Annotated in this window: 24 protein-coding genes and 1 pseudogene; 13 read left to right on the forward strand and 12 right to left on the reverse strand. The window is 48.6% G+C overall.

Going from position 1 to position 18,341, the window contains the following annotated elements; translation table 11 throughout:
• Positions 1-12: 12 nt before the first annotated feature.
• The 9 genes from traK (at position 13) to CI960_RS23830 (ending at position 6,271) form a co-directional block, all read left to right on the forward strand.
• Positions 13-636 carry a conjugative transposon protein TraK gene (gene traK, locus CI960_RS02220; protein WP_004291519.1) on the forward strand — a complete coding sequence of 208 codons (624 nt, stop codon included), beginning with the start codon at positions 13-15 and terminating at the stop codon, positions 634-636.
• Between the two features lie 6 nt (positions 637-642).
• Positions 643-951 carry a TraL conjugative transposon family protein gene (locus tag CI960_RS02225; RefSeq protein WP_004291520.1) on the forward strand — a complete coding sequence of 103 codons (309 nt, stop codon included), beginning with the start codon at positions 643-645 and terminating at the stop codon, positions 949-951.
• Complete coding sequence (gene traM / locus CI960_RS02230) at positions 932-2,284, forward strand: conjugative transposon protein TraM (protein ID WP_004291521.1); 1,353 nt, start codon at positions 932-934, stop codon at positions 2,282-2,284. The genes CI960_RS02225 and traM overlap by 20 nt, the downstream gene beginning before the upstream one ends.
• Before the next feature lie 34 nt (positions 2,285-2,318).
• Positions 2,319-3,305 carry a conjugative transposon protein TraN gene (traN, locus tag CI960_RS02235; protein WP_004291522.1) on the forward strand — a complete coding sequence of 329 codons (987 nt, stop codon included), beginning with the start codon at positions 2,319-2,321 and terminating at the stop codon, positions 3,303-3,305.
• 2 nt (positions 3,306-3,307) lie between these two features.
• Entirely contained in the window at positions 3,308-3,883 is a 576-nt protein-coding gene (locus CI960_RS02240; protein ID WP_004291523.1) for a conjugal transfer protein TraO, read from the forward strand.
• 7 nt (positions 3,884-3,890) lie between these two features.
• Positions 3,891-4,793 (forward strand): toprim domain-containing protein, encoded by a 903-nt coding sequence (locus tag CI960_RS02245; protein ID WP_004291524.1) that lies wholly within the window; start codon positions 3,891-3,893, stop codon positions 4,791-4,793.
• Complete coding sequence (locus CI960_RS02250; protein WP_004291525.1) at positions 4,790-5,293, forward strand: DUF3872 domain-containing protein; 504 nt, start codon at positions 4,790-4,792, stop codon at positions 5,291-5,293. Before CI960_RS02245 ends, CI960_RS02250 begins: the two co-directional genes overlap by 4 nt.
• Positions 5,290-5,817, forward strand: coding sequence for a hypothetical protein (locus CI960_RS02255; protein WP_004291526.1), 528 nt, complete (start codon positions 5,290-5,292; stop codon positions 5,815-5,817). The genes CI960_RS02250 and CI960_RS02255 overlap by 4 nt, the downstream gene beginning before the upstream one ends.
• 64 nt (positions 5,818-5,881) lie before the next feature.
• On the forward strand, positions 5,882-6,271 hold the full coding sequence (locus CI960_RS23830; RefSeq protein ID WP_004291527.1) for a hypothetical protein: 390 nt from the start codon (positions 5,882-5,884) through the stop codon (positions 6,269-6,271).
• Between the two features lie 33 nt (positions 6,272-6,304).
• Here CI960_RS23830 and CI960_RS02265 read toward each other — a convergent pair whose 3' ends face one another.
• From CI960_RS02265 to CI960_RS02310, 9 genes are all read right to left on the reverse strand, one after another.
• A complete protein-coding gene (locus CI960_RS02265; protein ID WP_004304290.1) occupies positions 6,305-6,613 on the reverse strand; it encodes a hypothetical protein in 309 nt (102 codons plus the stop codon).
• Positions 6,614-6,666: 53 nt separating this feature from the next.
• Positions 6,667-6,969: a hypothetical protein gene (locus CI960_RS02270; protein WP_005783104.1), complete on the reverse strand. Its 303-nt coding sequence runs from the start codon at positions 6,967-6,969 to the stop codon at positions 6,667-6,669.
• Positions 6,909-7,142 (reverse strand): DUF3873 domain-containing protein, encoded by a 234-nt coding sequence (locus tag CI960_RS02275; protein ID WP_004304291.1) that lies wholly within the window; start codon positions 7,140-7,142, stop codon positions 6,909-6,911. Before CI960_RS02275 ends, CI960_RS02270 begins: the two co-directional genes overlap by 61 nt.
• 19 nt (positions 7,143-7,161) lie before the next feature.
• Positions 7,162-7,419, reverse strand: a complete 258-nt coding sequence (locus tag CI960_RS02280) for a hypothetical protein (protein ID WP_004291531.1) — start codon at positions 7,417-7,419, stop codon at positions 7,162-7,164.
• Between the two features lie 24 nt (positions 7,420-7,443).
• Positions 7,444-8,775, reverse strand: coding sequence for a PcfJ domain-containing protein (locus CI960_RS02285; protein WP_004291532.1), 1,332 nt, complete (start codon positions 8,773-8,775; stop codon positions 7,444-7,446).
• Positions 8,772-9,188 (reverse strand): PcfK-like family protein, encoded by a 417-nt coding sequence (locus CI960_RS02290; RefSeq protein WP_004291533.1) that lies wholly within the window; start codon positions 9,186-9,188, stop codon positions 8,772-8,774. The genes CI960_RS02285 and CI960_RS02290 overlap by 4 nt, the downstream gene beginning before the upstream one ends.
• Before the next feature lie 13 nt (positions 9,189-9,201).
• Positions 9,202-9,423 carry a hypothetical protein gene (locus tag CI960_RS02295; protein ID WP_004291534.1) on the reverse strand — a complete coding sequence of 74 codons (222 nt, stop codon included), beginning with the start codon at positions 9,421-9,423 and terminating at the stop codon, positions 9,202-9,204.
• Between the two features lie 11 nt (positions 9,424-9,434).
• Positions 9,435-9,650 (reverse strand): hypothetical protein, encoded by a 216-nt coding sequence (locus tag CI960_RS02300; protein WP_004291535.1) that lies wholly within the window; start codon positions 9,648-9,650, stop codon positions 9,435-9,437.
• Between the two features lie 161 nt (positions 9,651-9,811).
• The gene (locus CI960_RS02310; RefSeq protein WP_004291538.1) at positions 9,812-10,222 is read right to left on the reverse strand and encodes a hypothetical protein; all 411 of its coding nucleotides are present in this window, start codon (positions 10,220-10,222) and stop codon (positions 9,812-9,814) included.
• Positions 10,223-10,328: 106 nt separating this feature from the next.
• On the opposite strand from CI960_RS02310, the gene CI960_RS23835 reads away from it, so the two are divergent.
• Positions 10,329-10,541 (forward strand): hypothetical protein, encoded by a 213-nt coding sequence (locus CI960_RS23835; protein ID WP_007567577.1) that lies wholly within the window; start codon positions 10,329-10,331, stop codon positions 10,539-10,541.
• Positions 10,542-10,783: 242 nt separating this feature from the next.
• Here the strand turns inward: CI960_RS23835 and CI960_RS02320 are convergent, their stop codons facing one another.
• Positions 10,784-12,988 carry a sodium-translocating pyrophosphatase gene (locus CI960_RS02320; RefSeq protein ID WP_005858819.1) on the reverse strand — a complete coding sequence of 735 codons (2,205 nt, stop codon included), beginning with the start codon at positions 12,986-12,988 and terminating at the stop codon, positions 10,784-10,786.
• Positions 12,989-13,154: 166 nt separating this feature from the next.
• On the opposite strand from CI960_RS02320, the gene CI960_RS02325 reads away from it, so the two are divergent.
• On the forward strand, positions 13,155-13,991 hold the full coding sequence (locus CI960_RS02325; protein WP_005858815.1) for a patatin-like phospholipase family protein: 837 nt from the start codon (positions 13,155-13,157) through the stop codon (positions 13,989-13,991).
• A 59-nt stretch (positions 13,992-14,050) separates the two neighbouring features.
• A complete protein-coding gene (locus CI960_RS02330; RefSeq protein ID WP_008777935.1) occupies positions 14,051-15,754 on the forward strand; it encodes an alpha-amylase family glycosyl hydrolase in 1,704 nt (567 codons plus the stop codon).
• A 174-nt stretch (positions 15,755-15,928) separates the two neighbouring features.
• Here CI960_RS02330 and CI960_RS23100 read toward each other — a convergent pair.
• Both CI960_RS23100 and CI960_RS02335 read right to left on the reverse strand, forming a co-directional pair.
• Positions 15,929-15,997, reverse strand: a pseudogene (locus CI960_RS23100) (DUF47 domain-containing protein); the annotation flags it as partial.
• Positions 15,993-16,637, reverse strand: coding sequence for a DedA family protein (locus tag CI960_RS02335; RefSeq protein WP_005858811.1), 645 nt, complete (start codon positions 16,635-16,637; stop codon positions 15,993-15,995). The pseudogene CI960_RS23100 and the gene CI960_RS02335, both read right to left, overlap by 5 nt.
• Positions 16,638-17,335: 698 nt before the next feature.
• On the opposite strand from CI960_RS02335, the gene CI960_RS02345 reads away from it, so the two are divergent.
• Positions 17,336-18,277, forward strand: a complete 942-nt coding sequence (locus CI960_RS02345) for a ribose-phosphate pyrophosphokinase (RefSeq protein ID WP_005858805.1) — start codon at positions 17,336-17,338, stop codon at positions 18,275-18,277.
• Positions 18,278-18,341 lie beyond the last annotated feature (64 nt).

Below are 18,341 nucleotides of genomic sequence, written 5' to 3' on the forward strand. Positions count from 1 at the left end.
TGGAAAATATAAATGGAATTCAAATCACTTAGAAACATCGAATCGTCGTTCAGGCAGATACGCCTGTTCGGTATCGTCTTCCTCTCGCTGTGCGCCGTGGTGACGGTGTGGAGCGTGTGGAACTCCTACCGTTTCGCAGAGAAGCAACGGGAGAAAATCTATGTGCTGGACAACGGCAAGAGCCTGATGCTCGCCTTGTCTCAGGATTTGTCGCAGAACCGCCCGGCGGAGGCACGGGAACATGTGCGCCGTTTCCACGAGATGTTCTTCACGCTATCACCTGAAAAAAGCGCGATTGAACACAACGTGAAACGTGCCTTGCTGCTGGCGGACAAGAGCGTGTACCACTATTATTCGGACTTCGCGGAGAAGGGGTACTACAACCGCATCATCGCCGGGAACATCAACCAAGTGCTGAAGGTGGACAGCGTGGTGTGCGACTTCAACGCCTATCCCTACCGTGCCGTGACCTACGCCACACAGAAAATCATCCGGCAGAGCAACGTCACCGAGCGCAGCCTCGTGACCACCTGCCGCCTGCTGAACGCATCGCGGTCGGATGACAACCCGAACGGTTTTACCATCGAGGGTTTCACCATCATTGAGAACAAGGATTTACAGACTATCAAACGGTAACAGGACATGAAAAGTATCAGAAAATCAATGTGGGGCATGTATTGGAAACTCCACGACAAACGGAAACGCTTGGCGGCAAGTCTCAAAGGGTATCTGGACGGCTTGCCGCCGGAAACACGCCGCCGCATCGTGCTGGGGATGTTCGCCGCCTTCGCGGTGCTTGCCCTTTACACCTTCGGCAGAGCCGTCTATGACATCGGCAGGAACGACGGCTCACATATGGAAACGGGACACGCCGGACGGGTGGAACTGCCGACCCCGGCGGAAACAGGCAATCACTTAACACCTTATTTATATGGAACAGACAAAGAATGAACCGACGAAAGAGAACAAAGCTGCTCCCGAAACGGGGAAACCGAAAAAGGAGCGCGAACCGCTGACAGAGGCGCAACGGCTGAAACGGCAGAAGATGATCGTGCTGCCCGCTATGGTGTTGGTGTTCATCGGGGCGATGTGGCTGATATTCGCCCCGTCCTCCGGCAAGGAGCAACCGCCGGGAACGGACGGATACAACACCGAGATGCCCGACGCTGACAAGGCGAACCGGCAGATTATCGGCGACAAGCTGAAAGCCTACGAGCATGGGGAGATGGAAGAGCGTCAGGAGAGCCGCAACCGTGCCATCGGGCAGCTGGGCGACATGTTCGACCGCGAGATAGCGGGAACGGAGAACGGAGTGGACTTCGACCTCGCCAATCCGGGCGGCAAGGAAGAAAGGGCAAAGCCAGCCACGCCGCAGACCATCCAGTCCTCCGCAGCCGCCTACCGTGACCTGAACGCCACGCTCGGAAACTTCTACGACCAGCCGAAAAACGACAATGCGGAGATGGACGAATTGTTGGAGCGCATCGCATCGCTGGAGTCGGAACTGGAAAGCGAGAGGGGCAAGGCTTCCTCTATGGACGAGCAGGTGGCTCTTATGGAGAAGTCCTACGAGCTGGCGGCAAAGTACATGGGCGGTCAGAACGGAGGACAGCCATCGGCGGAACAGAGGGCAGAGCCAACTACCGTGCAGAAAGGGAAGAAGAACAAGGCAATGCCTATCAGACAGGTGGAGCATCAAGTAGTTTCTTCACTCTCACAGCCTATGAGTAACGCGGAGTTTGTCGCCGCCTTATCGCAGGAACGCAACCGGGGTTTCAACACGGCTGTCGGCACGGCGGAGGTATTGGACAGGAACACCATACCGGCGTGCGTGCATGGGGCGCAGAGCGTGACGGACGGGCAGACGGTAAGGCTGCGCCTGCTGGAGCCTATGGCGGTGGCAGGCAGGACAATACCCCGGGGTGCGGTGGTGGTCGGCACGGGCAAGATACAGGGTGAGCGGCTCGACATCGAGATTACCTCGCTGGAATACGACGGCACGATTATCCCCGTGGAGCTTGCGGTCTATGACACGGACGGACAGCCCGGCATCTTCATCCCGAACTCGATGGAGATGAACGCCGTCCGGGAGGTCGCCGCCAACATGGGCGGCTCGCTGGGAAGCAGCATCAACATCTCCACCAATGCCGGGGCGCAGCTCGCCTCCGACTTGGGCAAGGGGCTGATACAAGGCACGAGCCAGTACATCGCCAAAAAGATGCGAACCGTCAAGGTGCATCTGAAAGCCGGGTACAGGGTCATGCTTTACCAAGAAAAATATTGAAAACAATAAAAATTACCACTAAAATCCAAAAGTAATGAGAAAAGTAATCATCATGTTTGCCCTCGCTATGGGCATCATAACTGCCAACGCGCAGGAGAATGTAACCGTTGAAACGACCAACGGAAGTGAACAACCGACCTTGACGAAGGAGGTCTATCCGCAGAAGGAGGCGGACGGCGACCTATATCACGGGCTGTCACGCAAGCTGACCTTCGACCGCATGATACCGCCGCACGGTCTGGAAGTGACCTACGACAAGACCGTCCACGTCATTTTTCCGGCGGAGGTGCGCTATGTCGATTTAGGCTCGCCCGACCTGATTGCCGGGAAAGCCGACGGAGCGGAGAACATCATCCGTGTGAAGGCTACCGTAAGGAATTTTCCCAACGAAACGAATATGTCCGTCATCACGGAGGACGGCAGTTTCTACACCTTCAACGTGAAGTACGCCGCCGAACCGCTGTTGCTCAACGTGGAGATGTGCGACTTCATCCATGACGGCAGCACGGTGAACCGCCCGAACAACGCGCAGGAAATCTATCTGAAAGAGCTGGGCAGCGAAAGCCCGATGCTGGTGCGCCTTATCATGAAGTCCATCCACAAACAGAACAAGCGCGAGGTGAAGCATATCGGCTGCAAGCGTTTCGGCATCCAATACCTGTTGAAAGGCATCTACACGCACAACGGCTTGCTTTATTTCCACACGGAGATAAAGAACCAGAGCAACGTGCCTTTCGATGTGGACTACATCACTTGGAAAATCGTGGACAAGAAGGTTGCGAAGCGTACTGCCGTGCAGGAGCAGATTATTCTGCCGCTCCGCGCGCAGAACTACGCCACCCTCGTGCCGGGCAAAAAGAGCGAGCGCACGGTCTTCACGATGGCGAAGTTCACCATCCCCGATGACAAGTGCCTCGTGGTGGAATTGAACGAGAAGAACGGCGGCCGTCACCAGTCCTTCGTGATTGAGAACGAGGATTTGGTACGCGCGGGTACCATCAACGAACTTCAAGTACGCTGACCATGAGAAAGTACATCGCAATAATCATCGCGTCGCTTGCCCTTTTTACAGGGCAGGCGCACGCCCAGCGGTGTCTGCCGAAGATGCAGGGCATCGAGGTGAGGGCGGACATGGCGGACGGCTTCAATCTCGGCGGCAAGGACGGCGGGTACAGCTTCGGGGCGGCTCTCTCCACCTACACGAAGAAGGGGAACAAGTGGGTGTTCGGTGGCGAATACCTGTTGAAGAACAATCCCTACAAGGACACCAAGATACCCGTGGCGCAGTTCACGGCGGAGGGCGGCTATTACTTCAAGATACTGTCGGACGCCCGAAAGATTGTTTTCGTCTATGCCGGGGCTTCGGCTCTCGCCGGATATGAGGCGGTAAATTGGGGGAAGAAGGTGCTGCATGACGGCTCCACGCTGCACGACCGGGACGCCTTCATCTACGGCGGTGCGCTGACGCTCGATGTGGAGTGTTACGTGGCAGACCGTATCGCCCTGCTTGCCAACCTGCGGGAGCGTTGCCTTTGGGGTGGCGACACACGGAAGTTCCACACGCAGTTCGGGGTCGGTATCAAGTTCATCATCAACTGACACGGGCATGGAAAGGACGGAAATAGATGCTGTCAGAAGGATGCCGCTTGCGGATTTTCTCGCACGGCTGGGGCATGAGCCTGTCAGAAGGAGCGGTAACGAGCTGTGGTATCTTGCCCCGTACAGGGGCGAGCGCACATCCTCTTTCCGTGTGAACGTGGCGAAACAGCTCTGGTACGACTTCGGTTTGGGCAAGGGCGGCGACATCTTCACGCTTGCCGGGGAGTTTCTGCAAAGCGATGACTTCATGAAGCAAGCGAAGTTCATAGCGGAAGCCGCCAATATGACGGTTGCCGGATGGGAAAAGCCCGTCTATCTCTCGAAGCCGACCGAATCCGTTTTTGAGGATGTGGAGGTCGCTCCGCTGCTCCGCTCACTGCTGACGGAGTATTTAGAGGAACGGGGCATCCCTTACGCCATCGCATCCCGTCACTGCTGCCGCTTGAACTACGGTGTGCGTGGGAAACGGTATTTTGCCGTTGGCTTTCCGAACATGGCAGGTGGCTATGAAGTCAGAAGCCGATATTTCAAGGGTTGCATACCTCCGAAGTCTGTATCACTGGTAAAGGCGAATGACATCCCGGCTGACGAGTGCCTCGTGTTCGAGGGCTTCATGGACTTTCTCTCTGCCGTGACGCTTGGTGTAACCGGTAACGCTGACTGTCTTGTGCTGAACTCAGTCGCCAACGTGGAGAAGGCGGCGGGATTGCTGGACGGATACGGGCGCATCGGCTGCTTCCTCGACCGTGACGAAGCCGGACGGCGGACGCTTGCCGCACTTACCATGCGATACGGGGAACGTGTCACCGACCGTTCCTCCCTCTATGACGGTTGCAAGGACTTGAACGAGTACCTGCAACTGACAACGAAAAAACAGAAAAACAACCATCTAAAAATCGAAGAACAATGAACATACTGAACAACAGAAACAAGAGAACATCAATATTCAAGGCAGTGGCGTTATGCCTGATAGCCGCCATGTCATTCACCCTCGTGTCATGTGACGATGACATGGACATCCAGCAGTCCTATCCCTTCACGGTGGAGGTCATGCCCGTGCCGAACAAGGTAGTAAAGGGGCAGACAGTGGAAATCCGCTGTGAACTGAAAAAGGAGGGCGACTTTTCGGGTACGCTCTATACCATCCGCTATTTCCAGTTCGAGGGGGAAGGCTCGCTCAAAATGGATAACGGCATCACCTTCCTGCCTAACGACCGCTACCTGCTGGAGAACGAAAAATTCCGCCTGTACTACACGGCGGCGGGTGATGAGGCGCATAATTTCATCGTGGTGGTGGAGGATAACTTTAGCAACTCCTACGAACTGGAATTTGACTTCAACAACAGGAATGTAAAGGACGACGATCTTACCATCGTTCCCATCGGCAACTTCAGCCCCTTGTTGAAATGATGCGTGTATTCATGACAATGCTCTGTTCACTTCTGACGGTCTGTTCTGTGTCCGCGCAGATCAGCCGCCAAGAGGGAACGGACGGGCAGGCGGCAATCTACCGACTGCCGCTTATGGAACGTGCTTTTTTATGCTGCCGCTACTTTGAAGGCTGGCACTCAGAAAAACACTACCCATACGTCGGTTGGGGTCACAAACTTTTGCCAAACGAGAAGTATTCGGCACGAACCATGACAAAACGGGATGCGGATGAACTTTTGCGGAAAGACCTGCGCAAATTTGTCGCCATGTTCCGTAAATTCGGGGTTGATTCGATTTTGCTTGGCACGTTAGCTTACAATGTGGGACCGGCGAAGCTGTTAGGCAGCAAAACAATCCCCAAAAGCACCTTAATCAAGAAGCTGGAAGCTGGTGACAGGAACATCTACCGTGAGTATATAGCCTTCTGCAACTACAAAGGAAAACGCCACGCCATGCTGCTCAAACGGAGAAAGGCGGAGTTTGCGCTGTTGTATATCCCATAAAAGGACTGACAAAACTGGCAAAAGACGTGCCATATTTAACTTGGCACGTCTTTTGCTCTATCACTTGATAGATTATCGTAGGATTTTCTCGTTAATTGACATCGTTGAGCCATTTTTGCCTATCGGTTTCCAAATAACACTTCAAGTTGTAAGTGTTGTGAGAGCAATACAAAACATAGTTATTAACCATAAAAAGTATAGCGAAATTATGAAGAAAGTATTTAGGAAAATTCAGAAAGGAACAACAAAAATGATTGAACGTATCAAATCGTTGGGGGAAATGGAGACGAAGCAGAAATGTGTAGTTCAACGGTTCGAGATTATCATTCCCCTCCACCAAAAAATAACGACCCAATATATAGCCTCCGCAAGTTTTACTTGCGGATTTTTTAGTTATCGCAGATTGGACAAAGGTTTCTTTGCTACTTTCTTTGTCCGCCATCATGCTCACTGAAAGAAAGTAGGGCGGCTCTCGCCGCCCCGCCACTCAAAAGCGTGTGTAAAGTCCCGTCACCATCGTGAACATTTCCTCCAGCATATCAAAATAGATACCCTCGTGTACGGCAATGTCCTTTGTCTTGCACTCAAAGGTCTTTTTGCTGAACGTCCTGCGGTAGAAGCGCATATTGTAGAGGTCTGCCCCTTCGTCATAGATGATGTCAAGGCGGTTGGCACTTGTTTTGTTCCTTGCAAGGCTCATCCGTAAGCCGTTGCCCATATCTATGAAATCACGGCTACCTGTCATGGCGGTGAAGCGTTTTCCGCCTATCTGCTGTAATATCGTCTTGGCTATCATATCTTTTGTTTTTAGGGTTTTAAGTATTGGCGGTGCGGACACCGCCATCCCGTTCAAAATTCTCGCATTTCGGAAATGGGGGTCTGCCGTTGTAGCCACTCTTTCACACATTCCATATTGTACTCGCTCGTGATGACTGCCGTATGGCTGTCGGTGGCGGTGAAACGTGTGCTTTCGTAATCATCTATCCACCCCTTGAGGGTGTCCGTTCCCCACGCTCCGGTATCGTCAAAGATACCGTCCAATGCCGTGATAGGTTCGCTGAACTTGACTATCAGCGTTTGATAGGTCGTGTTCATAGTCTGTCCTCCTTTCCCTTCTTTGCGTTCAGCCACTTGTCCCGTGCGGCTCGGCACTCGTCCAACGTGGGTTTGACACAAGAGAACAATTCTCTGTCTATGGGGTGGCGGTAGTCGTACTGCACAAGTGTCCGCCTGCGTCTTCCGATACCCGATTGGAAACGCTCGTATTTCTCCGTACCTGCTTCCGCGCAGGTGCTTACTCCGTTGATGGTCATTCGTGTTGTCATAATGTTGCTTTTTAGATGGTTAAAAATGTACTGACAGAACTCTGTTCTTCATCACCATTTCGGGGTTGCTTGTGTAGCGTTGGTGCAGGTAGAAATGGTGTGAGCCGAAGCCGTAAAGGAAAAACTTGTCAAGTTCGTGCTTCTCGGCAAACTCCTTTACGCTCTTTCTCAATTCCCCCTCACTCGTTGTGAGAGTGAGGAGGTTCACAAATTCAAGGAACATCGTGGGGATTGCATCATCCCACACACAAATCATACTTTCAATTCTTACTTCCATATCAATGTTGTTTTAGGGGTTATGCTATGCCGCTTTCATCCGCTCACGGATAAGGTTGGCGTTCTTGTTCACAAGGTCTATGATGCGCTCGTGATATTCGGTGTCCTGGTTGTGCTTGCCGTGGCACTGCACCACTTCGAGGGTTCGCAAGTCCACCTCTACGGTTTCAATAATCTCATCGCCAATCCTTGCCGATAGTATGAGGGTGTCGGCTTTCTTGTAGTATCCACTGCCAAACACGCAGATGCCCTGCGTCTTGCCCTCGTTGTAATACTCGTCTATGCTTTCAAGCACCTTGACGATTATTTCCTCGTCCGTGATTACCAAGCCGAAGAATTTGGATTTGTTGGCGATGAAATCCTCCGCATCTTTCTTTCGTTGGAGTTGTCGCTGTTGCTCACGCTCACGCCTTTCAATCTCCCAACGGCGTTGCTCTGCGGCTCTTTCCTTCTCGTGTATGGCTTCAATTTTTCGGGTTGCGTTGTCGTGTGCCGCCATGAAATCTTCGGGACAGATGTTCTTCGGGTTACGGAGGTCTTGACCGAGTTTTTTGAGCATACGCAGATAGTCGCACCACATTGAGAGGTTGTCTATCTGATACTTGTGACGCTTGGCAATCAGATATGATGCCCAACATTCATCGGCAGTACGGGTATTGAAAAGAAAGTGTTTCATGACCTCAATCTCACCGCCTTTCATAAGGGTTTCAATTCTTGGGTCTGAAAGCAAGGCTTTGAAAAGACGCACGGGGGAGATGCCGTGGAAATCGCCCTTGAAGCCGTTACGTCTGAGTTGGGGCAATATCCTCATCTTTGGATATGCACAGCTTCTTGCCACCACATCATCGTATAGGCTGTTGTGCGGTCTTACCTCCATATCGCTGCCTAATGCCCACACATCGCAATAGCAGAAAAGGAAGCCACGGAGCAACGCCATGTCCGTAACCTTGCCGTCGGGTGAAATCCAACGCTGCACGACCTCGTGGCAGTAGAAACGCATCGGTTCGCCTTTCCTGCTCTCGCATCTGACCTGCGCCACGCGGATTACCTGATACCCTTTGCAGGTGGTTATCACGCTGAAATTCTGCGTTTCCTTGTAGATGCGTCTGCGTGTGTCCTGCACTTTGAGTTCGGCATGGCATTTGGGGCAGGTGCAGCCTTCAAGGGTGTCGCATAGTCCGCTGTCGCTGTGCCACTCGTGACCGCAGTCGGAACAGGTGATGTTCCCTTTCTTGGTGCGGTAGCCGATATGCTCAACGCAGTGGCGGTATGCCCAATCTATTTGTGTCGCTGATATGGGGCGAAGGTTGGCGGAAAGTCTTGCCACCTCTTTCTGTATCTTGGTCTTCGGTTTCATAAGCCTAAATCAAATAATGAGGGTTGGGGTTGGTTTTCTTTTCTCGCTGACGGTCTGTGGCGGTTCTGCAACTTGCGGAGTTCCTCCTCTTGGTATTTGCGGACAGCGTTCTGACGTGCCTCCGCCTTTTCCTCTGCCGTGAGTTTCACAACGTGGTTCACAACCACTTGGCAGTCCATCGGTTTGCCCACCTCTATCTCGTTTTCCTCATAGTAGTGGATGGCTTGCCCGAATATCTCTCCGTCCGTGAAACCGTTGCAACCGCTTTTCTGCACATAGTTCAGAATGTGGGTCACGCACTCGTCCATGTTCTTGGCAGGGTTGCGGTACTTCTTTGCAAATAGCGCATCTTCCTCCGCACGCTGTTCCAAGTACATATATATCGTTCTCTTGAAATGGTCTGTTCCTTTCATATCGCTGTCATTTTTAGATTATCTGTTTCAGTATCTCTCTCCAATAGGTCGGCTCTACCTCGCTGAGAAGGAAGTCCATGAAATCCCTCCGTGCGTCCTTGTTCAGTTCGTGGTACAATCTTCGGAAAGTTTCAAAATTGCCGTTGATGTACGTTTCCACCATATACACGAAGATGTTGTCCACCTCGTAATATCTGCACTGCTGCGCTGCCGTCTTGCTGTTTCTTTTTGCCATGTCGGTAAGGGTTAAAGGGTGAATAACCAAAGGATGAAGCCAAAGAAGGCAATGGTGGAAAGGATAGCCACGATTACACCTATCGCCACTCGGAACACTCCGTTTACAATCTCTCTGATGATGCCCCAAAGGATGCCGAACACCCCGAAGGCGGTGCGCATCATCAAGCCGCATATCGCCAACCCGATGTGTTGCGCCATTTGTCTGAAATTTGCCGTTGCCGTCATATCTTCGCTGTTTTTGATTTTTTTGTTTTTAATGCGGATTCAAGAGCTGAGGGAGTTGAGTTTCAAACTATCTTATCTGCCTCTCGTTTATCCGACATTTTTTTTATGCGTCTTTCTGTCGCATCGGTCGTTTTCGTTTCGGGTGCTTGAAAAGGTAGGGATTAGGGAATGCAAGGTTTTTCGGTCAAAATACTACCCGCAGGGCTGGAGATTTTTACCGAAAACAGGAGGCTTGACCTTGCTTTCCCGTCCAATCCCGGAATTACCTTTGCGCCCAGAACGAAAATGACTGACTGATGCGGCTTACTGAAAGGCGCAAAATGGAGGTAAACGAAAACAGAGGCAGATTGTGTAGAAAAAAACTTCAGGGGAAAATCCGTAAAAAAAAGAATCACCAAAAGGAAAAAGACATCACCGGAAGCGTGAAAAGGGCAAACCACAACAAAGGAAGTATGATTGTTTCCGATCCGACGGAACTTGTTCAGCCGGGTGGCAACAATCATTCTTCCCGGTTTGTCCGGCTGTGTGTGGGCGCCTGTTTCATTCATGGGGCAGGCTGACACACTCTGCATTCACTTTCCGCTTCCGGCAAAAGAGACAGCGAAAAAAGAAAAATCATTTGAAAACCCGTAAAAGCACCTCTTGGCATAGGCGCAAAAGAAAGGGGCATTGCTTCATCTGTCTAAACATCGTTTAGGCGTGAGGCAATGCCCTTTTCTCCAGCTATGCGGTAGTCGGCACACGTTTGTTCCAAACTCGTTTTGGGCAATGGTGTGCCGACGGACAATACCGCTTTTACGGAAAATTCTTATGAATGAGGGGATAAAAAACGGGAGTTTATATCAAAATCTCGAATTAAATAGCTACTTTTGCATACGAAGAGTTCTTTGAAGGTTACGCAACGCGCAGAAGGATAATGCAGTAGATAACTAACTAAATCGTAACCTATTACTATCAAGAGCAATTAACCTACGCTCATTTCCAATAAATTACACTCTTTTCGTAACTTCACGACGCAAAAATACAAAACAGTTGACAATTGACAGTCAATGATTGACAATTATTTAGTTTTCTCTATTAAATTGTCGATTTACTTCTCTAACTGTCAATTGCCAACTACTAACGGTCAACTATTAAAACAAACTCCAAGCCACCGTCAATCCCGCCATCACGATCGCTACCATGCTCATCAACTTGATAAGGATATTCAAACTCGGGCCGGAAGTGTCTTTGAACGGATCGCCAACCGTATCGCCGACAACGGTTGCCTTATGCGCCTCGCTACCCTTGCCGCCGTGGTTTCCTTCCTCGATGAATTTCTTTGCGTTATCCCATGCTCCTCCGGCGTTCGCCATGAATACGGCTAATACGAAGCCCGTGCTTAATCCACCGATCAATAGTCCGACAACGCCTGTCACACCAAATATGAGTCCCGTTAAGATGGGGGCGATAATAGCTAAAACGGAGGGAAGTACCATTTCGTGTTGCGCTCCCTTCGTCGAGATCTCAACGCAACGGGCATAATCCGGTTGTGCCTCTCCAGTCAGAATACCCTTGATTTCCTTGAACTGACGGCGAACTTCCTCCACCATGTGCCCGGCCGCACGTCCTACAGCGTTCATCGTAAGGCCACAGAACATGAATGCCATCATGGAACCTAGGAACATTCCGGCTAAAACCTTAGGATTCATTAAGGTAACATCATAATATACCATAAAGTCCGAGAATGAGGCTTTAGATATTTCGATACTCCTGCCATCGGTAAAGTTCAGGACGGTCTCTCCTAAACGGAGCAAACCGATCTTGATCTCTTCTACATAAGAGGCCAACAGAGCCAAGCCGGTTAACGCAGCGGAACCGATAGCGAAACCTTTACCTGTAGCGGCAGTCGTATTTCCTAATGAATCCAATGCGTCTGTACGCTTGCGGACTTCTTTCCCTAGGTTACACATCTCGGCGTTGCCTCCGGCATTATCCGCTATGGGACCGTAAGCGTCTGTAGCCAACGTAATACCTAAGGTCGATAGCATACCTACGGCAGCTATACCGATTCCGTATAATCCCATGCCCACGTTCGTGAAGTCGAATCCGGAGGCGAACAAGAAGGAACAAATAATACCGACCACGACGGCAAGTACCGGGATGGCCGTAGAGAGCATCCCTAGTCCGAGACCGGAGATAATAACCGTTGCCGGGCCTGTCAGCCCCGATTCGGAAACCAGCCGGGTCGGCTTATAGGACTGGGAGGTATAATACTCCGTCGCTTGCCCGATCACGATTCCGACTAGCAGACCTACGATCACGGAACAACCGATCCAGAACCAATTCTCCATGCCTAATACATAAAGAATCCCGAACGTGGAGATAGCGATCAATACGGAACTCAAGTTCGTTCCTATGGCTAAGGCTTTCAGTAGTTGCTTGATCGTCGCGTTCTCATTCGTACGGACGGCGAAAATACCAATAATAGATAAAATGATACCGACAGCGGCGATAAGCATTGGGGCGACAACCGCCTTATATTGTAATTCTACGCTTCCGGAAGAAACGAATGCGGCGGCTCCCAATGCGGCGGTCGCTAGGATGGAACCGCAATAAGATTCATATAGGTCGGCTCCCATACCGGCGACGTCACCTACATTGTCGCCTACGTTATCGGCGATTGTCGCCGGGTTACGAGGATCGTCCTCCGGGATCCCAGCCTCAACTTTACCTACTAAATCCGCTCCGACATCGGCGGCTTTCGTATAGATTCCTCCTCCCACACGTGCGAACAAGGCTTGCGTGGAGGCACCCATTCCGAATGTAAGCATGGTTGTCGTGATAATGGTGAGTTTATGGGTCGGGTCCAAAGCCTCGTCTGGGATGAAAGCATTTAACAGGATATACCAGAATGAGATATCCAGCAATCCAAGCCCAACGACTACTAAGCCCATGACCGCCCCGCTTCGGAAAGCCACTTGTAAACCTTTATTCAAGGAAGTGCGGGCTGCGTTCGCTGTACGGGCCGAGGCATAAGTCGCTGTTTTCATGCCTAAGAAACCCGCTAATCCTGAAAAGAAACCTCCTGTCAGGAAGGCGATCGGAACCCATTCGTTTTGAACATGGAAGCCATAGGCCATAATAGAGAATAAGATTACTAGGACAACGAAAACCGAGGCGACTACTTTGTATTGCTGTTTCAGATACGACATCGCCCCTTCACGTACAAAGGAGGCGATCTTTTTCATCAACTCAGTTCCTTCACTCTCTTTCATCATTTGCCTGAAGAAGAACCAGGCGAATGCTAGCGCTAGGACAGACGCTAACGGGATAATCCAGAAGATACTCGTAATCATAACATGGTAGATTTAATGTTATACTTAAGAAAACAATGTGACAACACCTTTGCTTTCCGTGTAAATGTAGCAAAAATAAAAGAGGATGGAAACTTTTTCCCTAATAATAATGTTTCTAATTAAAAAAAACAGCATATTTGTTACCAGATTAAGAGACAAGAAATAAATGGCAGAAGAGACAAACCATAAACCCTATAGGTTGGGCTTGGCGCTTAGCGGAGGCGGAGCGAAAGGTTTTGCGCATATCGGCGTATTTCGAATGATGGAAGAATGTGCGCTAAGACCGGATATTATAGTCGGTACCAGCGCGGGAGCTTTAATGGGCGCTTTGTTTGCCGATGGTTATTCGGCGGCGGAGATCCAAGAGCTTTTTACCGGACGTGAGTTCTCGGAATTCGCCCAGTTGCAGATTCCTAAGGCGGGTTTGTTCGATAGTAAGCGCTTTCGTTATTTCTTGAGGCGACACTTGCGGACCAAGAACATCGAGGACTTGCAAATTCCTCTGGTGGTTGTCGCGACTGATTTGGATAATGGCGAAAGCCATGAATTTAGGAGTGGTCCTATTGTTGAGGCGGTGACAGCTTCTTGTAGTATCCCGATTATTTTCAGTCCTGTAGTCATCAATGGCGTTCATTATGTGGATGGAGGATTATTTCACAACTTTCCGGTCTCCATCATCCGTGAGGAATGTGAGCGTATTATTGGGGTGAACGTAAGCCCGTTGATCCCGCAAAAATATAAGCAGACCATATTCCATATCGCCGAGCGCTCTTATCATTATATGTTCCGGGCAAATACGCTGGAGGATCGAGAGATGTGTGATGTCTTAATAGAAGCGGAGGAGTTTGGCTTATATAAGACATTCGATCTTGAGAATGTAGACGTGATTTGTAATATTGGCTATTCCGCCGCTGCCCGTTGCTTTGAGAAAGTGTTGGATGAGAATAAATATGAAACCTTGGTGAAAGCGATCGCGGCAAGAAAGAAAGGCCTGATGCCGTGACAAATCGTCTGTCTGGACAAAGCGCTTTCCCACAAAAACTTTATATATAGATGAACGCAATGGAACAAAAAAACAAGATGGTAATTTATCAGGTATTCCCGCGTTGGTTTGGGAATCTGCGACCATCTCCTGTAATGAATGGTAGTTTAGCCGAGAATGGAGTGGGTAAGTTTTCGGCTTTTACTCCTTTGGCTTTATCCAAAATCAAAGAACTAGGTGTTACTCATGTATGGTATACAGGGGTGATAGAGCACGCTACAAAAACCGATTACACCATGTTTGGCATCCGGAAAGACCATTCTGCCGTAGTAAAAGGTAAGGCCGGATCTCCATATGCTATAAAAGATTACTATGATATAGATCCGGATTTGGCGGATAATATCCAGAACCGTATGAGTGAGTTCGAGGATTTGGTGAAACGTACGCATGAGGCTGGGATGAAGGTTATTATCGATTTTGTACCCAACCATGTAGCACGTCAATATTTCTCGGACGCACGGGAACCTTTCGTGGAGGACTTAGGTCAAACGGATAATGTGTCCAAGGCTTTTGATGTGAATAATAACTTTTATTATCTTCCGGGGCAAACCTTGACGCTTCGTTTTGATCCGCAGCGTGAGGAGGATTTTGCCTATAGTGAGTTTCCGGCGAAGGTGACCGGTAACAATCATTTCGATGCCTATCCAAGCCAGAACGATTGGTATGAGACGGTGAAGCTGAACTACGGCGTGGATTATATGCACGGTGGTGCTTGCCATTTCAATACCATTCCCAATACGTGGGAGAAAATGTTGGAGATCTTGTTGTTCTGGGCTGATAAGGGGGTGGATGGTTTTCGTTGTGATATGGCTGAGATGGTCCCGGTAGAGTTTTGGAACTGGGTGATTCCTCAGGTGAAGAAGGTGCGTGATGTGATCTTTATAGCGGAGGTGTATAATCCGGATGAGTATAGGAATTATATTTATACGGGACACTTTGATTATTTGTATGACAAGGTTGGTCTTTATGATACGGTTCGTGCGGTGATGTGCGGACAGGCTCCGGCTAGTAATATATCGCATTGTTGGCAATCGTTGGAGGGAATCCAGAAAAATATGTTAAATTTCTTGGAGAATCACGATGAACAGCGTGTCGCTTCTGATTTCTTTGCGGGGGATGCTCGTCCGGGTATTCCGGGCATGATTGTCTCCGCTGCCATGAATACAAATCCGGTTATGATCTATAGTGGTCAGGAACTTGGCGAAAGAGGAATGGATGCGGAAGGTTTCAGTGGACGTGATGGCCGTACGACCATCTTCGATTATTGGAGCGTCGAGAGTTTGCGAAACTGGAATAATAATGGACTCTTTGATGGGGCTAAATTAACGCCGGCAGAACGCTCGTTGCGTGAGATGTACGCTAAGTTATTGAATGTGGTACGATCCGAGCCGGTTATTGTCGAGGGAGCGTTTTATGATTTGATGTACGCGAACTCCGGTAATCCTTATTTCAATCCGAACCGTCAGTATGCGTTCTTGCGCAAATGGAAGAACGAGGTACTTCTGGTGGTCGTGAATTTCGACCGTGCCGACCAATGTGTATGGGTAAATATCCCGGTCGAGGCATTCAAGGCTCTTGATTTTGAGGATAACAAACCGGCTGAATTGACCGACTTGTTAACCGGGGAAACGACTATCAGTACGCTAACAGACGCTTATCCTTATCAAGTGAAACTCCCGGCTTATTCCGGCAAAATGCTAAAGTTCTCTTTTCTCCATAAGTAAGAGCTTTCTTGAAAAGTTTAGGAGTGCTGTATAGATAATTCATTGGTGGAGTTAGGTGGTTGATACGGGACAGCTAGCTTCATCGGGCAAGTAACTTAAGTGAAATGCCAAAGTAACTTAACATACTTGCCCGATGAAGCTAGGTGACTTTTTCCTTTGATTTAAATGAAAAGAAGAGATGGGGCGTGGGTTATAGATGGTAATACGTTTGGCGGAACTGTTTATTCCATCAATAACATCATCTTTTCCGTGCTTTTAGTTTTGCCCGTACTACCTCTATTACGGCAGGAAGTATGGATATGAATATAATTGCTATGATCAATAGCTTGAGGTTCTGCTGTACGAAAGGAAGATCTCCGAAAAAGTATCCTGCATAGCAGAAAAGCAGTACCCAGAAAGCGCCGCCTATCAGGTTGTAGATCATGAAATAGTAATAGTGCATTTTACCCATTCCGGCTACAAAGGGAGCGAAAGTACGGACAATCGGTACGAATCGGGCGATGATTATGGTTTTGCCTCCATATTTTTTGTAGAACTCATGCGTTTTGTCCAAATGGCTTTTCTTGAATATCTTGGAGTTGGGATTGTTAAATAGTTTACGACCAAAAAAATGACCTATCATATAATTACAGGAGTCTCCCAATACTGCCGCCGCGAATAATATCAAGGCTAAAAGATTTATCTCTAAAGGCATACCGGGTAACGCTGTTATCGCTCCGGCGACGAACAAGAGGGAATCCCCGGGCAAGAATGGGGTGGCTACCAATCCCGTTTCACAAAAAATGATTAGGAATAATATCGCGTAGGCCCAAGTATGATATTCTTGTACGATCTCGATCATATGCTGATCGATATGTAAGATGAAGTCTAATAAAAATTCCATTTTAGATTGATTATTAATTGATAAGAACTATCCTATATGACCCAATAAGAAAACAAAATAGATGTTTATTCTATTCCCTTTGAGAAATCTAGAAAATAAGAATAGTGAGAATGCAGACATTAAAGTGCTATCTTCTACTTTTTTGATGGAAATAAGGGGGAAAGAGAGTTTAAATGAGAATACGTCTTAGAGTATAGATATAGTACCCATAGGAGAACTTAAGGGGATTTATACAAAATGAAATGAATGTTTGTCTTTCTTTAGGATATTGAGTTTTTATAAACCGTACGATCCTTTCCGCGGATGAGGATAGGTTTGTCCTTGAGTTTTTTGATGTGGAGATGTTGCGGAATAGTGAAGCCCTGATATAGCCATCTTCCATCTTATAGCTTTGTTTTCCGTTGTATAGCTCTTTTTCGTATCGTTCGATATCTGCTTGGGGGATATTGTATTCCGTCTTGTCTTCATTCGGAGAGTACATGGTGTAAATATCGTTGTATTTCTGTTGGTTCTCGGGAGTTGATGAAGAACCCGAAGTCAGAAATACACTTACCAATACGAAGAAATAGAGTAAATACTTCATCATTGCGGTTGCAAATATAGAAAGTTTTCCAAATATAAAGAGGTTATTGTAAATAAGTTTTGTACTTTTGCGGCACAATTTAAATCTATTCACTTTAAGATAAATATTCGGAATAATGAGTGCACAAACTCCTTTCTTGGTGTTTTCGGGAACGAACTCCCGGTATCTTGCAGAGAAAATTTGCAACAGTTTAGGTTGTCCTCTGGGACAGATGAATATCCAGCACTTTGCCGATGGTGAGTTCTCTGTTTCTTATGAAGAGTCTATCCGCGGTAGAGATGTATTCTTAGTACAATCTACATTCCCTAATTCAGACAATCTGATGGAGTTGCTTCTGATGATTGACGCGGCTAAACGTGCTTCCGCACATTCAATCATCGCTGTAGTCCCTTACTTCGGTTGGGCTCGTCAGGATAGAAAGGATAAGCCTCGTGTTTCTATTGGCGCTAAGTTGATCGCTGATATGTTGAGTACGGCAGGTATCAATCGTTTGATTACGATGGACCTTCATGCGGACCAGATCCAAGGATTCTTTAATGTTCCGGTGGATCACTTATATGCTTCTTCCGTATTCTTGGATTATATCAAGACGTCTTTGCCTTTGGATAACTTGTGTATCGCGACTCCGGATGTTGGTGGTACGAAACGTGCCAGCAGCTATTCTAAGTATTTAGGCTTGCCGATGGTCATTTGCCACAAATCTCGTTTGCGTGCCAATGAGGTGGCCGAGATGCGTATTATCGGTGATGTGACGGGCTTGGATGTCCTTTTGGTTGATGACATGGTGGATACGGCCGGAACAATTACGAAAGCCGCGAACTTGATGTTGGAGAATGGCGCTAAGTCTGTTCGTGCTATCGCCAGCCACGCTGTGATGTCTGATCCGGCTTCTACTCGTGTAGATCAGTCCGCTTTAGCGGAAATGATCTTTACGGATTCTATTCCTTACGCTAAGAAATGCGAGAAAGTAAAGGTATTATCTGTCGCTGACATGTTCGCTGAGGCGATCCGTCGTGTATGTAGTGGAGAGTCTATCAGCTCTTTGTATGCTATTTAATAGAATAAGATAGAAAAATAAAAACGGTCGCTTCCTTTTGAGGCGACCGTTTTTTATTTAGAAT

It is taken from the genome of Parabacteroides sp. CT06 (assembly GCF_002257605.1).
Classification (GTDB): Bacteria; Bacteroidota; Bacteroidia; order Bacteroidales; family Tannerellaceae; genus Parabacteroides; species Parabacteroides distasonis.